Origin of the sequence: Streptomyces sp. NPDC026092, assembly GCF_040638605.1 — a bacterium.
Classification (GTDB): domain Bacteria; phylum Actinomycetota; class Actinomycetes; order Streptomycetales; family Streptomycetaceae; genus Streptomyces.
On record NZ_JBEZYN010000003.1, the window covers coordinates 396925 to 417536 of the forward strand.

Genomic DNA, 20612 nt, shown 5'->3' on the forward strand with positions numbered 1-20612 from the left:
GGCCCTAGTTGTACGGAGGCTGCCAGGGCAGCACCTTGAAGTCGCCCGTGCCGGCCTTCACCTGCTCGAACGGGGCCGAGCTGAGGCAGGGCGGCACCTCCAGGGCGTTCTCGCGGCCGACCCAGCTGTAGCCGAGCCGGTCCTGCTTCCCGAGGTCGTGCACCGTGACCCCGACCCGCTTGTTCCGCAGCCCCTCCACGTCGGTGTCGTGGACGACGCCCGTCACCACCGCGACCTTCCCGCCGGTCACCAGGCAGTCGACCTTGGCCACCGCGTAGCCGCCGAAGCCCTCGTCCTCCGTGTAGTGGCTGAACCGGAAGGTGCCGGTCGCCGCCTGCGGGTCCTTCCGGTCCTTCTGCGCCAGGTGCGCGTCGAAGGTGAAGGTGATGTCGTCGGTGGCCGGAGCCGGCCGGAACAGCTTGGCCGTGCCCGTGAGCGCGGCGGCCTCCCGGTTGCCGCCCCTCCCGTCCCCCGAGGCGACGGCGGAGCCCGCGGCGCCGGCCGTGATCAGCAGGGCGGCGGCCAGCGAGGCGATCTTCTTACGGCGGTTCATGGTGGTCCTTTCAGCAGGTCAACCGGACAGCCACCACCCTTCCGCGCGGCCCGCCCCGGGGCGTCGCGCCAGGGGACGGTCCGCTCTCCGCCGCGCGGCGGGGGAGCCCTCCGACCCGAGCACGAGGGCGCGCGCAACGAATCGCCGTGACGCCCGCGCATCGCGCAACGGTTCGACGGTCGGTCCGCAACGGTCGCGCCTTGTCCCGATGAGGCCCGGAACCGTACCGTTTTTGACGTCGCTCTGACGCCTCACTCTTCCCTCCCGCACCAGCGAAGGACCCTGCCGATGCCGCCGCTGCGCACCGCCCTGCTCCAGAGTTCCGGCGAGCTCGGTGACGTGGCCGCGAACCTCAAGGTCCTCGACGAGGCCGCCGCCCGCGCGGCCGCCGCCGGTGCCGATCTGCTCCTCGCGCCCGAGCTCTTCCTCACCGGTTACGCCATCGGCGCCGACATGGCGCGCCTGGCCGAACCGGCCGACGGCCCCTCCGCGCGCGCCGTCGCCGCCCTGGCCGCCCGCCACGGACTGGCCATCGGCTACGGCTACCCGGAGCGCGACACCGAGCAGCACGGCGTCCTCTACAACGCGGCCCAGCTCATCGGCGCCGACGGAGCCACCCTCCTGCGCTACCGCAAGACCCACCTCTTCGGCGACTTCGAGGCCCACTGGTTCACGCCCGGCGAGGAGGCCGTGGTCCAGACGGAGCTCGGCGGCCTCACGGTCGGAATGATGATCTGCTACGACGTCGAGTTCCCGGAGAACGTCCGGGCGCAGGCCCTGGCCGGCACCGACCTCCTCCTCGTACCGACCGCGCTCATGCACCCCGCCGAGGTCGTGCCCGAGTCGGTCGTCCCCGTGCGCGCCTTCGAGAACCAGCTCTACATCGCGTACGCCAACCGGACCGGCCCCGAGGGCGACTTCGAGTTCGTGGGCCTGTCCACGCTCGCCGCCCCGGACGGCACCGCCCGGGTCAGGGCCGGCCGCGGCGAGGACCTCGTGATCGGCGACGTGGACCCCGCCCTGCTGGCCGCCTCGCGCAAGGACAACCCCTACCTCCGCGACCGGCGCCCCGGCCTCTACGGCTCCCTCGTCTGAGCCGTCCCCCACTCTCTTCCCGTACTTCCCCGCTTTCCCCGCAAGGAGTCCGTACCCCATGACGTCCACGGTGCCCACGACCGCCGTCCCGCACAGCGACGGCCAGCCGCCGATCACCATGTTCGGTCCGGACTTCCCGTACGCCTACGACGACTTCCTGGCCCACCCGGCCGGGCTCGGCCAGATACCCGCGACCGAGCACGGCACCGAGGTCGCCGTCATCGGCGGCGGTCTGTCGGGCATCATCGCCGCGTACGAGCTGATGAAGATGGGCCTCAAGCCCGTCGTCTACGAGGCCGACCAGATCGGCGGCCGACTGCGGACCGTCGGCTTCGAGGGCACCGGCACCGAGGGCCTGACGGCGGAGATGGGCGCCATGCGCTTCCCGCCCTCCTCGACCGCCTTCCAGCACTACATCGACCTGGTGGGCCTGGAGACGCAGCCGTTCCCCAATCCGCTCGCCGAGTCCACTCCGTCGACCGTCGTCGACCTCAAGGGCGAGTCGCACTACGCGCAGACCGTGGACGACCTCCCGCAGGTCTACCGCGACGTGATGAACGCGTGGAACGCGTGCCTGGACGAGGGCGCCGACTTCTCCGACATGAACCAGGCCATGCGCGAGCGGGACGTCCCGCGCATCCGCGAGATCTGGTCGAAGCTCGTCGAGAAGCTCGACAACCAGACCTTCTACGGCTTCCTCTGCGAGTCCGAGTCCTTCAAGTCCTTCCGGCACCGCGAGATCTTCGGCCAGGTCGGCTTCGGCACCGGCGGCTGGGACACCGACTTCCCCAACTCCATCCTGGAGATCCTCCGGGTCGTCTACACCGAGGCCGACGACCACCATCGCGGCATCGTGGGCGGCTCGCAGCAGCTGCCGCTGCGCCTGTGGGAGCGCGAGCCGGAGAAGATCGTCCACTGGGCGCAGGGCACCTCCCTGCGGTCCCTGCACGAGGGCGAGCCGAAGCCGGCCGTCACCCGGCTGAACCGCACCGCGGGCAACAGGATCACCGTGACGGACGCCTCCGGTGACATCCGTACCTTCCAGGCGGCGATCTTCACCGCCCAGTCCTGGATGCTGCTCTCCAAGATCGCCTGCGACGACTCGCTCTTCCCGATCGACCACTGGACGGCGATCGAGCGCACCCACTACATGGAGTCCTCGAAGCTCTTCGTGCCCGTGGACCGGCCGTTCTGGCTGGACAAGGACGAGGAGACCGGCCGGGACGTCATGTCGATGACGCTGACCGACCGGATGACCCGCGGCACGTACCTCCTGGACGACGGCCCGGACAAGCCGGCCTCGATCTGCCTCTCGTACACCTGGTGCGACGACAGCCTGAAGTGGCTGCCGCTGTCCGCGAACGAGCGGATGGAGGTCATGCTGAAGTCGCTCGGCGAGATCTACCCGAAGGTCGACATCCGGAAGCACATCATCGGCAATCCGGTGACGGTCTCCTGGGAGAACGAGCCCTACTTCATGGGCGCCTTCAAGGCGAACCTGCCGGGCCACTACCGCTACCAGCGCCGCCTGTTCACGCACTTCATGCAGGACCGGCTGCCGGAGGACAAGCGGGGCATCTTCCTCGCGGGCGACGACATCTCCTGGACGGCCGGCTGGGCCGAGGGCGCCGTGCAGACCGCGCTCAACGCGGTGTGGGGCGTCATGCACCACTTCGGCGGCGCGACCGACGCCACCAACCCGGGCCCGGGCGACGTCTACGACGAGATCGCCCCGGTCGAGCTCCCCGAGGACTGACCGTCCTCAGTGCGGCTGAGGGCCGAGTGCCCTCAGCCGCGCGGGCCCAGTGGGGTGAGCAGCATCCGCCCCACCAGGCCCACCGACCGGTCGAGGCGTTCGGTGAACTCCTCGGCCAGCTCGGGCAGTTCGCGCAGCTGCCAGAGCGAGCGGGCCGCGAGCCAGGCTCCGTCGCGGGCCCGTTCCAGGCTCCAGCAGCCGAGCAGATGCGTCAGCGGGTCCGTGATCTCCAGGAGGTCCGGGCCCGGCATCACTTCCTCGCGGATGCGCTCCTCGAGCAGGACGAGGATGTCGCCGACCCGGTCGAACTCGTCCTCCAGGTCGCGCGGAGCGCAGTCGAGCGCCCGGCAGGTGTCGACCACGGCGAGCGCCAGGTCGTGGCCGATGTGCGCGTTGATCCCGGCCAGCGCGAACTGCAGCGGCCGTACGCCGGGATGGCGCCGGTAGTGGAAGAGCGGGCGCCAGCAGGCCGGGGCGGGGGCGCCGGTGGAGACGGCGTCGACGACCGCGAGATAGCGCTCGGCGAAGCGCACGTCCAGGGTCGCGGCCGCCCGGCGGTCGGCGAACGTACCGGAGTCGATGGCCCGGCCGATCTCCTCCGTCACGGTCAGATAGACCCGGTTGAAGACGCCGACGCCGTCGGCGGGATGCCAGGCCGAGCGGATGGACCGCATCCGCTCCACCACCGGGTCGACGGCGGTGAACTGCCCGATCTGCGTGGTCTGCGCCATGGGCAGCAGCGTCCCAGCAGCCGGGCCCGGGAGGGAACTCCCCCGGCCCGGCTTCCCCAGAACGGGCGAATATGCCTACGACTTGGTGGTGGGCTCGTCGTCCTTGGTGTCCGTGTCCGTGCCTGCTTCCGAGTCCGGGCCCTTGCCCTCGTAGGAGCTGGTGCCGGAGTCGAGCAGCGGCTCCTGCTGCTTCAGGTGCGCCGGGGCGAAGGCCCGCAGCACGTGGTAGCCGGTGATCACGACGATCGTGCCGAGCGCGATGCCGCCGAGCTCGAAGGTGTCGGTGAAGGTGAGCTTGACCCCGCCGACGCCGATGATGATGCCCGCCGCGGCCGGCACCAGGTTGAGCGGGTTACGGAGGTCCACCTTGGCGTTGATCCAGATCTGGGCGCCGAGCAGGCCGATCATGCCGTAGAGGATCACCGTGATGCCGCCGAGCACACCGCCCGGGATCGCCGCCACGACCGCGCCGAACTTGGGGCAGAGGCCGAAGAGCAGCGCGAAGCCGGCCGCGGCCCAGTAGGCGGCGGTGGAGTAGACGCGGGTGGCCGCCATGACGCCGATGTTCTCGGAGTACGTGGTGTTCGGCGGGCCGCCCACGGCGGTCGAGAGCATCGAGGCGGCGCCGTCGGCCGCGATGGCGGTGCCGAGCTTGTCGTCGAGCGGGTCGCCGGTCATCTCGCCGACGGCCTTGACGTGCCCGGCGTTCTCGGCGATCAGGGCGATGACGACCGGCAGCGCGACGAGGATCGCCGACCACTCGAAGCTCGGACCGTGGAAGGTCGGCAGGCCGATCCAGTCGGCCTTGGAGACACCGGAGAGGTCGAGCCGCCAGTGGTCGGTGACCTCACCACCGGGACCCATCGAGTGGATCTTGCCGAAGACCAGGTCGAAGACCCAGGAGATGGCGTAGCCGAAGATCAGGCCGAGGAAGATCGCGATCCGCGACCAGAAACCGCGCAGACAGACCACGGCGAGGCCGGTGAAGAGCATGACGAGCAGCGCCGTCCACTGGTCCTGCGGCCAGTAGGTGGCGGCGGTGACCGGGGCGAGGTTGAAGCCGATCAGCATCACGACCGCGCCCGTGACGATCGGGGGCATCGCCGCGTGGATGATCCGCGCGCCGAACTTCCGTACCGCCAGACCCGCCAGGAACAGCACGCCGCCGACGACGAACACCGCGCCGGTGACGGTCGCGCTGGTGCCGCCGGAGGCCCGGATGGCCGCGGCGACACCGACGAAGGAGAGCGAGCAGCCCAGGTAGCTTGGGACCGTGCCGCGCGTCGCGAGCAGGAAGATCACCGTCGCGACGCCGGACATCATGATGGCGAGGTTCGGGTCGAGCCCCATCAGGACGGGCGCCACGAAGGAGGCGCCGAACATGGCGACCACGTGCTGCGCGCCGAGGCCGGCCGTACGGGGCCAGGAGAGCCGCTCGTCGGGCCGGACGACGGCTCCCGGAGCGGGTGTTCGCCCGTCGCCGTGCAGGGTCCAGCGCACGCCGAGGTTCATGTGGTCGCTCCAGTTCTTCGGTGACGGCGGCCGGTTCGCCGCGCGAGACTCAGCCGAAAAAGATCAGACACATGGTAGTCCGCCGCAGGTCACCGGGGTCCCGACGGGAAGTCGGGGAGCCGGTCACGACACCTTTCCTGAGCTGGCCCTCGGGCTTCCGCTTGTCGCCGGAGCGGTCGTGGCCCGGGACCCCGGGCGGAGCACCGAGGCGCCGAGGACCAGCCCGAAGGCCAGCAGGGTGACCAGGCCGAAGGAGAACGTCAGCGAGGTCGCGTCGGCGATGCCGCCGATGGCCGAGGGGGCGATGAGGCCCGAGGTGTACGTGATGGTCGCCACGCCCGCGATGGCCTGGCTGGGGTTCGGGCCGCTCCGCCCGGCCGCCGCGAACGCGAGCGGTACGACGACGGCGACACCGAGGCCGATGAGTCCGAAACCGGCCATCGCCACGACGGCGTGCGGGGCGAGGACCACGAGCAGGCCGCCGGCGGTCGCGGCGACGCCGCCGACCCGTACCGTCCGTACGGCGCCGAACCGGTCCACCACCCGGTCGCCGACGAGCCGGGCGATGGCCATCGTCAGCGCGAAGGCGGTCGTGGAGGCCGCCGCGACACCGGCCGAGGAGCCGAGCTCGTCTCGCAGGTAGACCGCCGACCAGTCCAGGCTGGCGCCCTCGGCGAACACCGCGCAGAACCCGATCGCGCCGATGATCAGCGCGGACTTCGGCGGCAGCGAGAAGCGCGGCGGCGCCTCCTCCTCCGGGGCGCTCTGCAGATCGAGGACGCCCTGGCAGAAGAACAGGCCGAGCCCGGTCAGGACGAGCGCCGCGATCAGGTGGTGAAGCCGGGCGTCCCCGCCCAGGTGGGCGGCGACGGTGCCGGCGGCGGAGCCGATCAGCGCGCCCACGCTCCACATGCCGTGCAGGCTCGACATGATCGACTTGCCCAGGCGGTTCTCGGTCTCGACCCCGAGGGCGTTCATCGCCACGTCGGACATGCCGGCCGTGGCGCCGTAGACGAAGAGCACCGCGCAGAGCCCGTAGATGTTGGGGGCGAGGGACGGCAGGATGAGGGCCATCGTCCAGAGCGCCAGGAGTCCGCGCAGCGCCGTACGGGCCCCGAAGCGGTGGCTGATCGCGCCGGCCAGCGGCATCGCGAGCGAGGCGCCGATCGCGGGGAAGGCCAGGGCGAGGCCGAGCTGGCCCGCGCTGACGCCCGCGTGGTCCTGGATCCAGGGGATCCGGGTGGCGAAGCTGCCGGTGACCGCGCCGTGGACGCAGAAGACGGCGGCGACGGCGAACCGCGCCCGTCGCAGTCGCTCGGTGGTGAAGACGGTCTCGCCCGCCATGTGCCCTCCCTCGGTTGGTGGGCGGTAAACTATCAGGAACCCTGCCTGATAAATAGTGGGCAGGCGCAGAGCACGCGTCCGCGTCTGAGAGGATCCCGGCATGGCCGCATCCCCGAGCACCGCCCGAGCCATCAACGACCGGCTCGCCCTGCGACTGCTCCAGGACGAGGGCCCGTTGACGGCGACTCAGCTCAAGACCCTGACCGGACTCTCCCGGCCCACCGTCGCCGACCTCGTCGAGCGGCTCCAGGGCTCCGGACTCGTCCGGGTCGTGGGGGAGTCCGGCGCGGAGCGGCGCGGCCCCAACGCCAAGCTGTACGGGATCGCCGCCGACCGCGCCCACCTCGCCGCGCTCGACGTCCGCACCGACTCCGTGGCCCTCACCGTCGCCGACCTGCTCGGCACCACGCTCGCCGAGGCCTCGGCCCCGATAGGCGGCGAGGACGGGACCGGGCCCGCCGTCGAGAAGGCCGTCTCGCTCCTGGAGCGGACCGCGAAATCGGCGGGCGCGGAGCAGCTGCACAGCGTCGTTGTCGGCGCGCCCGGACTGATCGACCCGGCGACGGGGGAGCTGCGCGACTCGTCCGGGCTGCCCGAGTGGCACCGGCGGCTGATGGCCGCGCTTCAGGAACGCCTGCCCGCGGCCGTGCTCGTCGAGAACGAGACCAACCTCGCGGCCGTAGCTGAGCAGCGGGTCGGCGCCGCCCGCGACCGTGACACCTTCGTCCTGCTCTGGCTCGGTCAGGGCGTCGGCGCCGCCGTCGTCCTCGACGGCCGGCTGCGCCGAGGGTCCTCGGGCGGCGCGGGCGAACTCGGCTTCCTGCCGGTGCCCGGCACCTCCGGGCTGCCCTCGGCCACCGGCTGCGACGGCGGCTTCCACGAGCTGGCCTGCGCGGCGGCGGTGGAGGCCCTCGCCGTGGAGCACGGCCTCGACCCGGCGGGCGCGCTCGGCTCCGGGCACGGACCGTTCCTGGACGCCCTCGCCCGCCGCCTCGCGGTCGGCGCGGCGGCCGTCGCCTCGGTCCTGGACCCGGGCTGTGTGGTCCTCGGCGGCCGGACCGGCCACCTGGGAGGCCCGGCGCTCGCCGCCCGCGTGGAGGCCGAACTCGCCGTGCTCTCCCCGCTCCGTACGGAGGTCCGCGCCACCGCCCTCGGCGACACGGCGGTCCTGCGCGGCGCCCTGCTCGCGGCCCGCGACGCGGCCCAGAACGCGCTCTTCCCGCAGGAGCCGAACCCTTAGGGTCCTCAGGGGCCGGTGGGCTTCGAGTCGTCCGTGGGCGACGAGTCCGCCTCCGTCCCCGCCTCCGCCCCGAACCGGCTCTTCAGGAACTCCTCGAAGGTCACCCGCCCCACCGCCTGCTCCGGGGCGAGGTGGCCGCCGTCGCGCAGCCCCTGGTACGCCTTGCCCGCGAGCGGGACCTCCACGACCCGGCGCTCCTTGCCGGTCGCCGCCAGATACGCGGCCGCCAGCTCGGCGAGCGTACGGACCTCGGGGCCGCCCATGTCCTCCGCCCGGCCCGCGGGCTCGCCCATGGCCAGCTCCGCGAGGCGCTCGGCGGCCTCCGTGACCTCCATCGGCTGGTCCGGCACGTCCTTCGGGATCAGCATCACCGGCGGCTTCGCCAGGCCGGCCAGGAGCCGCAGGATCAGATCGTGGTACTGGGTGGTCCGCAGGATGGTCCAGTCGATGCCCGACTGCTCGATCAGCCGCTCGGCCGCGTACTTGGCCTTGTAGTACGGCAGCGGTACGCGGTCCACGCCGACGATCGAGATGTAGACCAGGTGCCGCACCTCCGCCCGGCGCGCGGCATCGAGCAGATTGCGGACGGCCTGGTCGTCGCCGCGCATGATGTTCGCGCAGTGGACGACCGTGTCCACGCCCCGGAGCGCCCGATCCAGGAGCGGCCCGCCCTGGCGCAGGTCGACCGCGTACGGCGGCGCGTGCCGGCTCAGGACGCGCACCTCGTGGCCGGCCGCGCGCAGTCGTTCGCAGACGGGGTGGCCGAGCGTCCCCGTCCCTCCGGTCACCAGAAACGTGGTCATGTCTCCAGGGTGAACGCCTTCGCCGCGGCCCGCACGTGCTGCGGACCGCGGCGAAGAGGGGGAGGACCCGGCGGCGGCAAGGGCCGTGAGAACCGCCGCCGGGCGCTTACGGGGAGGAGGTCAGGGCATCAGCAGGCGCCGAGGTCCTTCCAGACGCCCCATTCGCCGGTCGTGCCCGGCTCCTCGTTCTGCGTCCACCACTGGGCCTTCCACTTGCGGCCCTTGTGGGAGACCTCGGTGCCGCCGTTGTAGACCGTGCCGGCCACATACGCCGGAGCGGTGCACGTGCCACCCGGCGGGGTCGTCGGAGGCGTGGTCGGGGGAGTCGTCGGCGGGGTGGTGGGCGGCGTGGTCGGCGGCGTCGTGGGCGGGGTGGTCGTCCCCGGCTCCACCACGGTCACCCCGCGCGCAAGGTCACCGGCGAGCGCGTACGTCGTACCGCTGATGCTGACCGTCCAGTTCGACGGCGTGGACACCGGCAGGTAGTAGTTGAACGCCAGGTCCACCGAGGCGCCGGGGGCCAGCGTCTGCCAGGCCGGGAGCTTCAGCGAGACCCGGTGGAAGTCGCCCTTCAGACCGCCCACGTTGGTGCCGGTGTGGTCGCTGCTGATCACCTTCGTACCGAAGCCGGACTGGTCGGAGGCGTTGGCCGGGGCCGCGGTCGCGTAGTCGAACTGGAACTCCGTGCCGCCCGGCAGGGTGGTGGCCGTGTTGTTGGTGATCTTCAGCTTGGGCGTGATCGGGTAGTTGGAGTCGCCCAGCTTGAACTCGGTGAACTCCACGCCCACGTTCACGGCCTGGGTCGGCAGCGTGGCGTTGGACTTCTTCGCGCCGTACGGGGCGGCCGCCTTGAACTTGTCGTACATGAGCGAGGTGAGCGTGTCACCCATCTCGTACTGGCCCTTGCCGGCGTTCCAGTCGTAGTCGCCGGCCATCTCCCAGACCATCGTGCCGCCGATGCCCTTGTCGACCACGTAGTCGGCCTTGGCGGCCACCGACTGCTCGTCCTCGGTGGAGAGGAAGACCTTCTTCTGCGCGTTCCACAGCCACGGCGCGACCAGCGTCGAGTCGTACTTGCGGGCGTAGGTGCCGGTCAGCGTGGTGTTCGCGGGGAAGCCGTACTGCGTGACGTAGTCGCCGACGATCCCCTTCTCCAGGTTCTTGGCGTGCCACATCGGGTTGGAACCGGCCGGCGACTCGGCGCCGTTGGTGTCCTTGTCGTGCCACAGGTTGTCGATGCCGACGGCGCCGTCACCGCACTTGGTCAGACCCGCGCCCGCCGGGCAGGTGGTCGCGGTGGCCTTGCCCCACAGGCCGTCGGTGCCGCCCTGCACGTTCTTGTGGCCGCGGGTGTAGTACGGCAGGCCGATGTTGATCCGGCCGGCCGGCATCGAGCCGCGGAAGTAGTGGTACGCCCAGTCGGTGTTGAGGTAGCCGACACCGCCGTACTGCTGGCTGCCGTAGACGCCCGCGGCGGCCAGTTCGCCGTCCTTGCCGTCGTCGAAGAGCGAGGCGTTGGGGCCGACGTACTCGTTCCAGGCGCCGTGCAGGTCGTAGGACATGATGTTGACGTAGTCCAGATACTTCTGCATCTGGAAGGTCTCCATGCCGCGCAGCAGGTAGCCGGAGGAGGGCGCGGCGACGGTCAGCAGGTAGTGCTTGCCGTCGGCGGCGCCGGCCCGGTCGAGCTTCTCGCGCAGCGACTTCATCAGGGCGTCGTAGCCCTTGACCAGGCCCGCGCGGCGGGCGTTGGCGAGCTGCCAGTCGAGCGGGTTGCCCGCGTCCTTCATCGTCGTCGGGTACTCGTAGTCGATGTCGACGCCGTTGAAGCCGTACTTCTTGATGAAGGCGACGGCCGAGTCCGCGAACGTGTCGATCCCGGCCTGGTTGACCGAACCGTCGGCGTTGGTGGCCATCGAGTAGAAGCCGCCGGAGTTCACCCGGGTGCCGTTGTCGTCGAAGTAGCCGCCGGTCTCCGCCCAGCCGCCGACCGAGATCAGCGTCTTGACGTCCGGGTGCTGCTTCTTGAACTTGTTCAGCAGGTTGAAGTGGCCCTTGTAGGAGAAGCCCGGGTCCATCTCCGCGCCGGCGACGCCGGGCCAGGTCATCCCGGTGGCCGCGTTGTTCGGCCCGTCCGCGCCGACGGACAGCTTGTTGTCGGAACCGACGTGTCCGAAGGCGTAGTTGATGTGGGTGATCTTGTCCCACGGGATGTTGTTGGCGAGGTAGGCGGGCTCGCCGTTCTTGCCGGTGCGCCAGCCGGTGAAGTAACCGATGACGCGGCGCTGGTGGTCCGCGCCCATCTTCTCGCGGCCCTCGGTGTCGTAGACCGAGCAGTACGGGACGTCTACACCGGGGGTCTTGTACAGCCCGTCCGGGCGACAGCTCTCGTTGTCGGCGGCGTACGAGACACCGCCGGCGAGGGAGCTGATCAGCAGGCCGGCGACGGCCGCGCCGGACGCGAGCAGCGAGACCCTCGTCTTCGTGGGGGACAACACGATCGGTTCCTCCAGGGGAGGTCGGCAGACACAACGAACAAACGGGTGGGTCGTGTTGGGCCCGTGGAGTGCGCACACCGGCGGGCCGTACCTCGGAGGTGACACGGAGATTAAGAGGACTAGACCAGTGCGTCAATAGGTCTGGACCAAAGAAGGGAAGGAAGATGCCCTGTGAGCCAGCCCACAGGGCATCGCCCGCATGGCAGACGACCGACCGTGGCACACTGGCCCTGTATCAGCAGCAGCGCACTCCGGGGTCGGTGTAATTCCGAACCGGCGGTATAGTCCGCGACCCGTCCGCAGCCAGCGGCCGGTTGACCAGGTGAAACTCCTGGACCGACGGTGAAAGTCCGGATGGGAGGCAGTGCGCGGCGGGCGACCCTTCTTCGGGGGCGCTGTCGGCCGTATCGCCGCTGGTCGCCCTTGTCGGCGACCGGTGTGTCCGGCCTCGGCACCCCTGTGTGAGCCGTCGTACCCGCTCTCTGTCGTCATCGACAGGCCCCGGAGTCCGTGCCCGAAGAGGCAGGAGGACCCGGTGGCGGACCACGCCGACATCACCGCCATGCGACGCGCCGTCGCGCTCGCCGCCCGCGGCCTCGGCTCCACGAGCCCCAACCCGGTCGTCGGCTGCGTCCTCCTCGACGCCTCCGGACAGCCGGTCGGCGAGGGCTACCACCAGCGGGCCGGCGGCCCGCACGCCGAGATCCACGCCCTGCGCGCCGCCGGCGACCACGCCCGCGGCGCCACCGCCTACGTCACCCTCGAACCCTGCAACCACACGGGTCGCACCGGCCCCTGCGCCCAGGCGCTGATCGAGGCCGGCGTCCGCCGTGTCGTCTACGCGGTCGGCGACCCGAACCCGCAGGCCACGGGCGGTGCGGACACCCTGCGCGCCGCCGGGATCGAGGTCGTCGGCGGCCTGCTCGCGGACGAGGCCGAGGCCGGCAACATCGCCTGGCTCACCTCCGTACGCCTCGGCCGCCCCTTCGTCCGCTGGAAGTACGCCGCCACCCTCGACGGCCGGAGCGCCGCCGCCGACGGGACCTCCCGCTGGCTCACCTCCGCCGAGTCCCGCGCCGACGTCCACCGGCTGCGCGCCGAGGCCGACGCCGTCGTCGTCGGCTCCGGCACCGCCCGCGCCGACGACCCCCACCTGGCCGTACGCGGCGTCGAAGGCGCCGTCCAGCCGCTTCGCGTGGTCGTCGACACCGAGGCGAGCGCGGTCAAGCCCGGCGCCCGGGTCCTGGACGACGCGGCACGCACCGTGATCGCCGTCGCCGAGGACATGCTCGTGGAGGAGACCGTCCACTTTCCCGAGACGTGGCGGCTGAGCCGCGCCCCGGGCGGCGGCCTCGACATCCCCGAACTCCTCGCCATGCTCCACCAGCAGGGCGTCCGCTCCGTCCTCCTCGAAGGCGGGCCGACCCTGGCCGGCGCCTTCGTCCGCGCGGGCGCCGTCGACCAGGTCGTCGGCTACCTCGCCCCGGTCCTCCTCGGCGCGGGCCCCAACGCCCTCGCCGACGCCGGAATCACCACCATCACCGAAGCGTTGCGGCTCGACATCACCGAGACCGTGCGCATCGGACCCGATCTGCGTATCACCGCGACCCTCAAGGGAGCCTGACCGTGTTCACCGGAATCGTCGAAGAACTGGGCGAGGTCACCGCCGTCGAGAAGCTGGCCGACGCCTCGCGCTTCCGCCTGCGCGGCCCCCTGGTCACGGAAGGCGCCAAACACGGCGACTCCATCGCCGTCAACGGTGTCTGTCTCACGGTCGTCGAGCACGGCGACGGCGAGTTCACCGCCGACGTGATGGCCGAGACGCTGAAGCGGTCCTCCCTCGGCGCGCTCGACGTCGGCTCCCGGGTCAACCTGGAGCGCCCCATGGCGGTCGGCGAGCGCCTCGGCGGCCACATCGTCCAGGGCCACGTCGACGGCACGGGCACGATCCTCGACCGGACCCCGTCCGAGAACTGGGAGATCGTCAGGGTCGCGCTGCCCGCCCACCTCTCCCGGTACGTCGTCGAGAAGGGCTCGATCACGGTCGACGGCGTCAGCCTCACCGTCGTCGAGGCCGCCGAGGACTGGTTCACCATCAGCCTCATCCCCACCACGCTCGCGCTGACCACGCTCGGCATCAAGAAGAGCGGCGACCCGGTCAACCTCGAAGTGGACGTCATCGCCAAGTACGTCGAGCGGCTGCTCGGCCCGAATGCCCAGGAGAACGTCAAGTGAACTGGCTCAACTCCGAGGCGTTCACCGTCCTCGACCAGCACATCATGTGGTCCGACATGATCGGCAACACGATCGGTCTGATCGCCCTCGCGCTCGGCTGGCGCCGCTCCATCCTCACCTGGCCCGCCCAGCTGCTCTCCGGCCTGATCCTGGTCGGCGCCTACGCCTCCGCCCACCTCAGCGGCGGCGTCGGCAAGCAGCTCCTCGTCATCGGCGTCGCCGCCTGGGGCTGGTGGCAGTGGAACCGCGGCAGGCAGCAGGCCCAGGACGGCTCCATCGCCGTCCGCTTCGCCAGCTGGAAGGAGCGCGGCTACCTCATCGCCGGCGCCGTCCTCGGCACCCTCGCGGTCGGCGGCCTCTTCACGCTCTACCCATCGCTCTCCTGGAGCCCCTGGGCCGACGCGTACATCTTCGTCGGCACGCTCGTCGCGATGGTCGCCCAGGCCCGCGGCCTGGTCGAGTTCTGGTTCGCCTGGCTCCTCGTCGACCTCGTCGGCGTCCCCCTGGCCTTCAACAGCGGCCTCGCCTTCTCCGGCCTGGTCTACGTCATCTACTTCGCCCTCGTCATCTGGGGCATGCGCGACTGGTGGCTCCGGACGCGTACCGACGCCAAGCCCTCCCTGGAAGGAGCCCCGGCATGAGTGCGCTGCCCGTCTGGGACGTCACCGACCTCGCTCTCGACCCCGTCGAGCAGGCCATCCGCGACATCGCGGCCGGCCGCCCCGTCGTCGTCGTGGACGACGAGGACCGCGAGAACGAGGGCGACCTCGTCATCGCCGCCGAGAAGGCCACCCCCGAGGTCGTCGCCTTCATGATGAGCGAGTGCCGCGGCCTGATCTGCGCGCCCATGGAGAGCGACGAACTGGAGCGGCTCCAGCTCCCGCAGATGGTCGAGCACAACACCGAGTCGATGCGGACGGCCTTCACCGTCTCCGTCGACGCGGCGCCCGCCCACGGCGTCACCACCGGCATCTCCGCCGCCGACCGCGCCACCACCCTGCGGATGCTGGCGAGCGGCGCGCACGAGCCGAGCGACTTCGTCCGCCCCGGCCACATCTTCCCGCTGCGCGCCAAGGCCGGCGGCGTCCTGACCCGCAACGGCCACACCGAGGCCGCCGTCGACCTCGCCCGCCTCGCGGGCCTGCGCCCGGCCGGCGCCATCGTGGAGATCGCCGGCGAGGACGGCGTCATGCTGCGGCTGCCCGAGCTCGTCCCGTTCGCCCGCAAGCACGGCCTCACGATCATTTCGATCGAGGACCTCGTCGCGTACCGCCGCTCCTCCGAGCCGACCGTCCGCCGCGAGGCCGAGGTCCGGCTGCCCACGGCCCACGGCGACTTCACCGCGTACGGCTACCGCTCCACCGTCGACGGCGTCGAGCACGTCGCCCTCGTCCACGGCGAGATCGGCGACGGCGAGGACGTCCTGGTCCGGGTCCACTCCGAGTGCCTGACCGGCGACATCTTCCACTCGCTGCGCTGCGACTGCGGCCCCCAGCTCCAGGCCTCCATGGACCGGATCACCGAGGCGGGCCGCGGTGTCGTGGTCTACCTCCGCGGCCACGAGGGCCGCGGCATCGGCCTGCTGTCCAAGCTGCGCGCGTACGAACTCCAGGAGCGCGGCCGGGACACCCTCGACGCCAACCTGGAGCTCGGTCTGCCCGCCGACGCCCGCGACTACGCGGCCGGCGCCCAGATCCTCGGCGACCTCGGCGTCCGCAGCCTGCGCCTGATGACCAACAACCCCGACAAGATCGACGCCCTCACCCGGCACGGCCTGAAGGTCCAGGGCCGCGAGGCCATGCCGGTCCAGGCGGGCGAGCACAACCTCCGCTACCTGCGCACCAAGCGCGACCGAATGGGCCACGACCTGCCCTGGCTGGACGCGTCCACGGCGTCCACCTGCGGAAACCAGTAGTCAAGCGATCAGTACGCAACACCTCGGTACGGAACAGGGAGAGACATGAGCGGCAAGGGCGCACCCGTCCTCAGCGTGAAGAACTGCGGCGACCTGCGAGTGGCCGTCATCGCGGCCCAGTGGCACGAGAAGATCATGGACGGCCTCGTCGACGGCGCGCTGCGCGCCCTGCACGAGCTGGGCATCGACGAGCCGACCCTGCTCCGCGTCCCCGGCAGCTTCGAGCTCCCGGTGGTGGCGAAGGTGCTCGCCGGGCGCGGTTACGATGCCATCGTGGCGCTCGGCGTCGTCATCCGCGGCGGAACGCCGCACTTCGAGTACGTGTGCCAGGGCGTCACCCACGGCCTCACCCAGGTCTCGATCGACACCGGCGTACCCGTCGGATTCGGTGTCCTGACCGTGGACAACGAGGAGCAGGCCCTCGACCGGGCCGGCCTCGAGGGCTCCCGCGAGGACAAGGGCCACGAGGCCGTCACCGCCGCCGTCGCCACCGCGACCACGCTGCGCACGGTCAGCGAACCCTGGCGCTGAGTAGCACGCAGGCACCCCGTACTCTTAGGACCATCATGGCGAACAAAACCTTCGAAGAGCTCTTCGCCGAGCTCAAGCTCAAGGCCGAGAACGGCGACCCGGCCACCTCCCGCACCGCGGAACTGGTGGACAAGGGCGTCCATGCCATCGGCAAGAAGGTCGTCGAGGAGGCCGCCGAGGTCTGGATGGCCGCCGAGTACGAGGGCAAGGAAGCCGCCGCCGAGGAGATCTCGCAGCTGCTGTACCACGTCCAGGTGATGATGGTCGCCCGCGGGATCTCGCTCGACGACGTCTACGCCCATCTCTGACCCGCCCTTCTGAGCGCACCGAACACCCTCCCCGAAAACTCCCAGGCAAAGGAAGCTCTCCCCATGCTGCGCATCGCCGTCCCCAACAAGGGTTCACTGTCCGGACCTGCGTCGGCGATGCTCCATGAGGCCGGCTACCGCCAGCGCAAGGAGTCCAAGGAGCTCGTGGTCATCGACCCCGAGAACGAGGTCGAGTTCTTCTACCTGCGCCCGAAGGACATCGCCATCTACGTGGCCTCCGGCAAGCTGGACATCGGCATCACCGGCCGTGACCTGCTGCTGGACTCCGGAGCCAACGCGGAGGAGATCCTCCCGCTGAACTTCGGCCGCTCGACCTTCCGCTACGCCACCCGCCCGGGCACCGCGAAGGGCCCCGAGGACTTCCACGGCATGACGATCGCCACCTCCTACGAGGGCATCGTCGCCAAGCACCTCGCCGACCAGGGCATCGACGCCTCCGTCGTCCACCTCGACGGCGCCGTCGAGACCGCCATCAAGCTCGGGGTCGCCCAGATCATCGCGGACGTCGTCGAGACCGGCACCAGCCTGCGCAACGCGGGTCTGGAGGTCATCGGCGACCCGATCCTCACCTCCGAGGCCGTCGTCATCCGGCAGGCGGGCGCCGGCACCGAGGACGCCCGCGTCCAGACCTTCCTGCGCCGCCTCCAGGGCGTCCTGGTGGCCCGGACCTACGTGATGATGGACTACGACTGCCGCGCCGAGCACCTGGAGCAGGCCGTCGCCCTCACCCCGGGCCTGGAGTCGCCGACCGTCTCGCCCCTGCACAACGAGGGCTGGGTCGCCGTCCGTGCCATGGTCCCCGCCAAGGACTCGCAGCGGATCATGGACGACCTGTACGAGCTGGGCGCCCGCGCGATCCTGACGACGGCCATCCACGCCTGCCGTCTCTGACCGCCCGGCACCCCCGTACGTACCGAGGAACAGCGATGTCCGACGCCCCGACGCCCACCCTCCCGGCCCTCCCGGTCACCTTCCGGCCGGGCCGCACCCGCGCGGTCCTGCTGACGATCGGGACGGTCATGTTCGCCGTCATCACGGCCGTCACGCTGATGCTGGAGCGGCTCAGCCCGGGGGAGCGGATCAGCTTCATCTTCATCGGCGCGCTCTTCCTCGCCGTCCTCGTGATGCTGAGCCGCCCCAAGGTCGTCGCCGACGACAGCGGGGTCACGGTCGTCAACATCACCCGGACCCGCCGGCTCGCCTGGGCGGAGATCCTCCAGGTCAACCTCCGCCCCGGCGACCCCTGGGTCTTCCTGGACCTCAGCGACGGCACGAGCATGCCCGCGCTCGGCATCCAGCCCGGCATCGCCAAGGAGCAGGCCATCCGGGACGCCCGCGCCCTGCGGGCCCTGGCCGACAGCCGCGGCACCGGGCCGGACGCGGGCTGAGTCGCCCTCACCGGGAGCCGGCGCGGGTTGAGTCGCCCGGGTGAGCCGTCCCCCATACGGGGCCGACCCCCTGCCCCCGGCGGGGTTCGCGTGACTACTCTGGAGGCGGTGGTGCCCAGCGGCACCACCGCCTCGCATGTGCACGGCCGCCGCGCGGCGGCCCGCGGGGCCACCCTGCGACCCAAGGAGTGACTCCCTCCAGCAATGGACGGATCGTCCGGTAGTACCTGCGCCGCCCCCTCCACGGAGGCGGCGGCATGATCGTCCCCCTACTGCTGCTCGCCGCAGCCTTCCTCCTGATCCTCGCCAACGGCTTCTTCGTGGCGGCCGAGTTCGGCCTCGTCACCGTGGAACGCCCCGAGGCCGAGCGGGCCGCGGCCGCCGGCGACCGGCGCGCCCGCACCGTCGTCGAGTCGCTCGGCGAGCTGTCCTTCCAGCTCTCCGGCACCCAGCTCGGCATCACGATCACCTCCCTCGTCATCGGCATGCTCGCCGAGCCCGCGCTCGCCCAGCTCCTCGACGGGCCCCTCACCGCCACCGGTCTGCCCGACGGCGCGGTCTCCGTGATCGCGGTCGCGATCGGGATGTTCCTCGCCGCCGCCGTCCAGATGGTGGTCGGCGAGCTCGTCCCGAAGAACTGGGCGGTCTCACGGCCGCTCCAGGTGGCCCGCTTCGTCGCCGGGCCGCAGCACCTCTTCTCGTCCCTCTTCCGCCCGGTCATCGCCCTGCTCAACCGGGTCGCCAACCGGCTCGTCCGGCTGTTCGGCGTCGAGCCCACCGACGAACTCGACTCCGTCCGCACCCCCGGCGAGCTGGTCGCCCTCGCCCGGCACTCGGCCCGGGCGGGCGCGCTGGAACAGGACACCGCCGATCTCTTCGTACGAACCCTCACGCTCGGCGGACTCACCGCCAAGGAGGCGATGACCCCGCGGGTGCGGATGAGCGCCCTCCAGTCGGACGCGACCGCGGCCGACGTCCTCAACCTCACCCGGGCGACGGGCCTTTCACGGTTCCCCGTCTACCGCGAGCGGATCGACGAGATCGTCGGCATGGTCCACCTCAAGGACGCCCTCGCCGTACGGCCCGAGGAGCGCCACCGCACCACGGTCGGCCGGATCGCCGTACCGCCGCTGCTCGTCCCGGAGACCCTGCCCGCGCAGGCGCTCCTGGAGCGGCTGCGGCGCGAGCAGCCGATCGCCGTGGTCGTCGACGAGTACGGCGGCACCGCCGGGGTCGTCACCCTGGAGGACATCGTGGAGGAGCTCGTCGGCGAGGTCCGTGACGAGCACGACACCGCCGCCGACGAGCGGCCCGAACTGGCCGCCGTGGCCGCCGAGGACGGTCACCCCGCCTGGGAGGCCGACGGCTCCTGCCGGGTGCACACCCTGCACCGGATAGGCCTCGACGTGCCCGACGGGCCGTACGAGACGGTCGCCGGACTCGTCGCCGATCTCCTCGGCCGCATCCCGGCCCCCGGCGACCGGGCCGAACTCCCCGGCTGGCGGCTCCTGGTGCGCCAGGTCGACCGCTACCGCGCCGAGCGGGTGCGGATCGTCCGGACGGCCGAACTGCCCGCGGCGGCGGAGGCGGTCCGATGAGCCTGCTCCAACTGCTCTTCGCCGCCCTCCTGGTGGTGGCCAACGGCTTCTTCGTCGGCGCCGAGTTCGCCCTCGTCTCCGTACGCCGCAGCCAGATCGAGCCGCTCGGCGGCAAGCGGGCCCGCCAGGTGCTGTACGGCCTGGAGAACCTGCCCCGGATGATGGCGGCCGCCCAGTTCGGCATCACGATCTGCTCCCTCACCCTGGGAGCGGTCGCCGAGCCGACCGTGGCGCACCTCCTCGAACCGGTCTTCCACGCCGTCGGCGTGCCGGCCGGGCTCATCCATCCGCTGGGCTACGTCCTCGCGCTCGCGGCGGTCGTCTTCCTCCACCTCGTCATCGGCGAGATGGTGCCGAAGAACCTAGCGATGGCCGCGCCGGAGCGGACCGCGCTCTGGCTCGGCCCCGCCCTGGTCGGCTTCGCCCGGCTCTGCCGGCCGGTCACCCGGGCGCTCGGCGCGTGCGCCGGTCTGGTGCTGCGGGCCTTCCACGTCGAGCCCAAGGACGAGGTGGAGGCGGTCTTCACCAGCGCCCAGCTCGGCCGGCTCGTCGCGGACGCGGGCCAGGCGGGCCTGCTCGACCCGGTCGAGCAGGAGCGTCTGGGGGACGCGCTGGAGCTGGGCAGCCGCCCGGTCACGGACGTCCTCATCGCCCCTTCGGGGCTTGTGACGGTCACGCCGGCGGTCACGCCCCGGGAGATCGAGGAGCTGACGGTCCGCACGGGCTACTCGCGCTTCCCGGTGTGCGCCGAGGGGCGCGGGACGTTCATGGGGTTCGTGCACGTCAAGGACGTCCTGGACCTGGAGGAGCGGGAACGGGCGGTGCCGCAGCACATCTGGCGGCCCATGGCGACGGTCAGGGCCGAGCTGCCGCTCGACGACGCGCTCACCGTGATGCGGCGCGCGGCGACCCATCTCGCCCAGGTGTCGGACGGGTCGGGCCGGGTCCTCGGCCTGGTCGCCCTGGAGGACGTCCTGGAGATGCTGGTGGGCGAGGTCCGTGACCCCGCGCACCGTGCGGTCCGCGACCCCGCGCACCGTGCGCCGGCGGCGGAGCAGGTGCTGACGGCCTGAGGCGGCCTTCC

Annotated in this window: 19 protein-coding genes and 1 riboswitch; of the genes, 13 read left to right on the forward strand and 6 right to left on the reverse strand. The window is 71.5% G+C overall.

The window, feature by feature from the left end:
- Positions 1 to 4: 4 nt before the first annotated feature.
- Positions 5 to 553 (reverse strand): Repetin, encoded by a 549-nt coding sequence (locus AB0F56_RS06845; protein WP_362004898.1) that lies wholly within the window; start codon positions 551 to 553, stop codon positions 5 to 7.
- Between the two features lie 288 nt (positions 554 to 841).
- Between AB0F56_RS06845 and AB0F56_RS06850 the strand changes: the two genes are divergently transcribed.
- Together AB0F56_RS06850 and AB0F56_RS06855 are read left to right on the forward strand one after the other, a co-directional pair.
- Positions 842 to 1648 carry a carbon-nitrogen hydrolase family protein gene (locus AB0F56_RS06850; RefSeq protein WP_362004900.1) on the forward strand — a complete coding sequence of 269 codons (807 nt, stop codon included), beginning with the start codon at positions 842 to 844 and terminating at the stop codon, positions 1646 to 1648.
- 58 nt (positions 1649 to 1706) lie between these two features.
- On the forward strand, positions 1707 to 3404 hold the full coding sequence (locus AB0F56_RS06855) for an NAD(P)/FAD-dependent oxidoreductase (RefSeq protein ID WP_362004902.1): 1698 nt from the start codon (positions 1707 to 1709) through the stop codon (positions 3402 to 3404).
- A 32-nt stretch (positions 3405 to 3436) separates the two neighbouring features.
- On the opposite strand, the gene AB0F56_RS06860 is transcribed toward AB0F56_RS06855, so the two are convergent.
- The 3 genes from AB0F56_RS06860 to AB0F56_RS06870 form a co-directional block, all read right to left on the reverse strand.
- Positions 3437 to 4135 (reverse strand): DUF5995 family protein, encoded by a 699-nt coding sequence (locus tag AB0F56_RS06860; protein WP_362004905.1) that lies wholly within the window; start codon positions 4133 to 4135, stop codon positions 3437 to 3439.
- Between the two features lie 75 nt (positions 4136 to 4210).
- Complete coding sequence (locus tag AB0F56_RS06865; RefSeq protein ID WP_362004908.1) at positions 4211 to 5647, reverse strand: solute carrier family 23 protein; 1437 nt, start codon at positions 5645 to 5647, stop codon at positions 4211 to 4213.
- 123 nt (positions 5648 to 5770) lie between these two features.
- Positions 5771 to 6991, reverse strand: coding sequence for an MFS transporter (locus AB0F56_RS06870; protein WP_362004911.1), 1221 nt, complete (start codon positions 6989 to 6991; stop codon positions 5771 to 5773).
- 100 nt (positions 6992 to 7091) lie between these two features.
- Between AB0F56_RS06870 and AB0F56_RS06875 the strand changes: the two genes are divergently transcribed.
- A complete protein-coding gene (locus AB0F56_RS06875; protein WP_362004912.1) occupies positions 7092 to 8231 on the forward strand; it encodes an ROK family transcriptional regulator in 1140 nt (379 codons plus the stop codon).
- A 5-nt stretch (positions 8232 to 8236) separates the two neighbouring features.
- On the opposite strand, the gene AB0F56_RS06880 is transcribed toward AB0F56_RS06875, so the two are convergent.
- A complete protein-coding gene (locus AB0F56_RS06880) occupies positions 8237 to 9034 on the reverse strand; it encodes an NAD(P)H-binding protein (RefSeq protein ID WP_362004914.1) in 798 nt (265 codons plus the stop codon).
- Between the two features lie 128 nt (positions 9035 to 9162).
- On the reverse strand, positions 9163 to 11532 hold the full coding sequence (locus AB0F56_RS06885; RefSeq protein ID WP_362004916.1) for a chitinase C-terminal domain-containing protein: 2370 nt from the start codon (positions 11530 to 11532) through the stop codon (positions 9163 to 9165).
- 242 nt (positions 11533 to 11774) lie between these two features.
- A riboswitch (FMN riboswitch) is annotated at positions 11775 to 11904 on the forward strand.
- A 163-nt stretch (positions 11905 to 12067) separates the two neighbouring features.
- On the opposite strand from AB0F56_RS06885, the gene ribD reads away from it, so the two are divergent.
- The 10 genes from ribD to AB0F56_RS06935 all read left to right on the forward strand — a co-directional run bounded on the left by ribD (position 12068) and on the right by AB0F56_RS06935 (position 20601).
- Positions 12068 to 13156 (forward strand): bifunctional diaminohydroxyphosphoribosylaminopyrimidine deaminase/5-amino-6-(5-phosphoribosylamino)uracil reductase RibD, encoded by a 1089-nt coding sequence (gene ribD / locus AB0F56_RS06890; protein ID WP_362004919.1) that lies wholly within the window; start codon positions 12068 to 12070, stop codon positions 13154 to 13156.
- A gap of 2 nt (positions 13157 to 13158) precedes the next feature.
- Complete coding sequence (locus AB0F56_RS06895; RefSeq protein ID WP_362004921.1) at positions 13159 to 13767, forward strand: riboflavin synthase; 609 nt, start codon at positions 13159 to 13161, stop codon at positions 13765 to 13767.
- 44 nt (positions 13768 to 13811) lie between these two features.
- Positions 13812 to 14408 (forward strand): nicotinamide mononucleotide transporter family protein, encoded by a 597-nt coding sequence (locus AB0F56_RS06900; RefSeq protein WP_362005117.1) that lies wholly within the window; start codon positions 13812 to 13814, stop codon positions 14406 to 14408.
- Complete coding sequence (locus AB0F56_RS06905; RefSeq protein WP_362004923.1) at positions 14405 to 15682, forward strand: bifunctional 3,4-dihydroxy-2-butanone-4-phosphate synthase/GTP cyclohydrolase II; 1278 nt, start codon at positions 14405 to 14407, stop codon at positions 15680 to 15682. The genes AB0F56_RS06900 and AB0F56_RS06905 overlap by 4 nt, the downstream gene beginning before the upstream one ends.
- Positions 15683 to 15727: 45 nt before the next feature.
- Complete coding sequence (gene ribH / locus AB0F56_RS06910; RefSeq protein ID WP_260231098.1) at positions 15728 to 16213, forward strand: 6,7-dimethyl-8-ribityllumazine synthase; 486 nt, start codon at positions 15728 to 15730, stop codon at positions 16211 to 16213.
- A 35-nt stretch (positions 16214 to 16248) separates the two neighbouring features.
- Entirely contained in the window at positions 16249 to 16521 is a 273-nt protein-coding gene (locus AB0F56_RS06915; protein ID WP_053643769.1) for a phosphoribosyl-ATP diphosphatase, read from the forward strand.
- A gap of 63 nt (positions 16522 to 16584) precedes the next feature.
- Positions 16585 to 17433 (forward strand): ATP phosphoribosyltransferase, encoded by an 849-nt coding sequence (gene hisG / locus AB0F56_RS06920; RefSeq protein ID WP_362004927.1) that lies wholly within the window; start codon positions 16585 to 16587, stop codon positions 17431 to 17433.
- A gap of 35 nt (positions 17434 to 17468) precedes the next feature.
- Positions 17469 to 17930, forward strand: coding sequence for a PH domain-containing protein (locus tag AB0F56_RS06925; RefSeq protein WP_362004930.1), 462 nt, complete (start codon positions 17469 to 17471; stop codon positions 17928 to 17930).
- A 257-nt stretch (positions 17931 to 18187) separates the two neighbouring features.
- Positions 18188 to 19528, forward strand: a complete 1341-nt coding sequence (locus AB0F56_RS06930) for a hemolysin family protein (RefSeq protein ID WP_362004933.1) — start codon at positions 18188 to 18190, stop codon at positions 19526 to 19528.
- On the forward strand, positions 19525 to 20601 hold the full coding sequence (locus AB0F56_RS06935) for a hemolysin family protein (protein WP_362004935.1): 1077 nt from the start codon (positions 19525 to 19527) through the stop codon (positions 20599 to 20601). The genes AB0F56_RS06930 and AB0F56_RS06935 overlap by 4 nt, the downstream gene beginning before the upstream one ends.
- The last annotated feature ends 11 nt before the right edge of the window (positions 20602 to 20612 follow it).

Coding starts and splice junctions, on each gene's coding strand:
- AB0F56_RS06855 (WP_362004902.1), top strand. CDS start 1,707: ATGACGTCCACGGTGCCCACGACCGCCGTCCCGCACAGCGACGGCCAG.
- AB0F56_RS06930 (WP_362004933.1), top strand. CDS start 18,188: ATGATCGTCCCCCTACTGCTGCTCGCCGCAGCCTTCCTCCTGATCCTC.
- AB0F56_RS06875 (WP_362004912.1), top strand. CDS start 7,092: ATGGCCGCATCCCCGAGCACCGCCCGAGCCATCAACGACCGGCTCGCC.
- ribH (WP_260231098.1), top strand. CDS start 15,728: ATGAGCGGCAAGGGCGCACCCGTCCTCAGCGTGAAGAACTGCGGCGAC.
- AB0F56_RS06880 (WP_362004914.1), bottom strand. CDS start 9,034: ATGACCACGTTTCTGGTGACCGGAGGGACGGGGACGCTCGGCCACCCC.
- AB0F56_RS06870 (WP_362004911.1), bottom strand. CDS start 6,991: ATGGCGGGCGAGACCGTCTTCACCACCGAGCGACTGCGACGGGCGCGG.
- hisG (WP_362004927.1), top strand. CDS start 16,585: ATGCTGCGCATCGCCGTCCCCAACAAGGGTTCACTGTCCGGACCTGCG.
- AB0F56_RS06850 (WP_362004900.1), top strand. CDS start 842: ATGCCGCCGCTGCGCACCGCCCTGCTCCAGAGTTCCGGCGAGCTCGGT.
- AB0F56_RS06925 (WP_362004930.1), top strand. CDS start 17,469: ATGTCCGACGCCCCGACGCCCACCCTCCCGGCCCTCCCGGTCACCTTC.
- AB0F56_RS06900 (WP_362005117.1), top strand. CDS start 13,812: ATGTGGTCCGACATGATCGGCAACACGATCGGTCTGATCGCCCTCGCG.
- AB0F56_RS06935 (WP_362004935.1), top strand. CDS start 19,525: ATGAGCCTGCTCCAACTGCTCTTCGCCGCCCTCCTGGTGGTGGCCAAC.
- AB0F56_RS06915 (WP_053643769.1), top strand. CDS start 16,249: ATGGCGAACAAAACCTTCGAAGAGCTCTTCGCCGAGCTCAAGCTCAAG.
- AB0F56_RS06905 (WP_362004923.1), top strand. CDS start 14,405: ATGAGTGCGCTGCCCGTCTGGGACGTCACCGACCTCGCTCTCGACCCC.
- AB0F56_RS06865 (WP_362004908.1), bottom strand. CDS start 5,647: ATGAACCTCGGCGTGCGCTGGACCCTGCACGGCGACGGGCGAACACCC.
- AB0F56_RS06845 (WP_362004898.1), bottom strand. CDS start 553: ATGAACCGCCGTAAGAAGATCGCCTCGCTGGCCGCCGCCCTGCTGATC.
- AB0F56_RS06860 (WP_362004905.1), bottom strand. CDS start 4,135: ATGGCGCAGACCACGCAGATCGGGCAGTTCACCGCCGTCGACCCGGTG.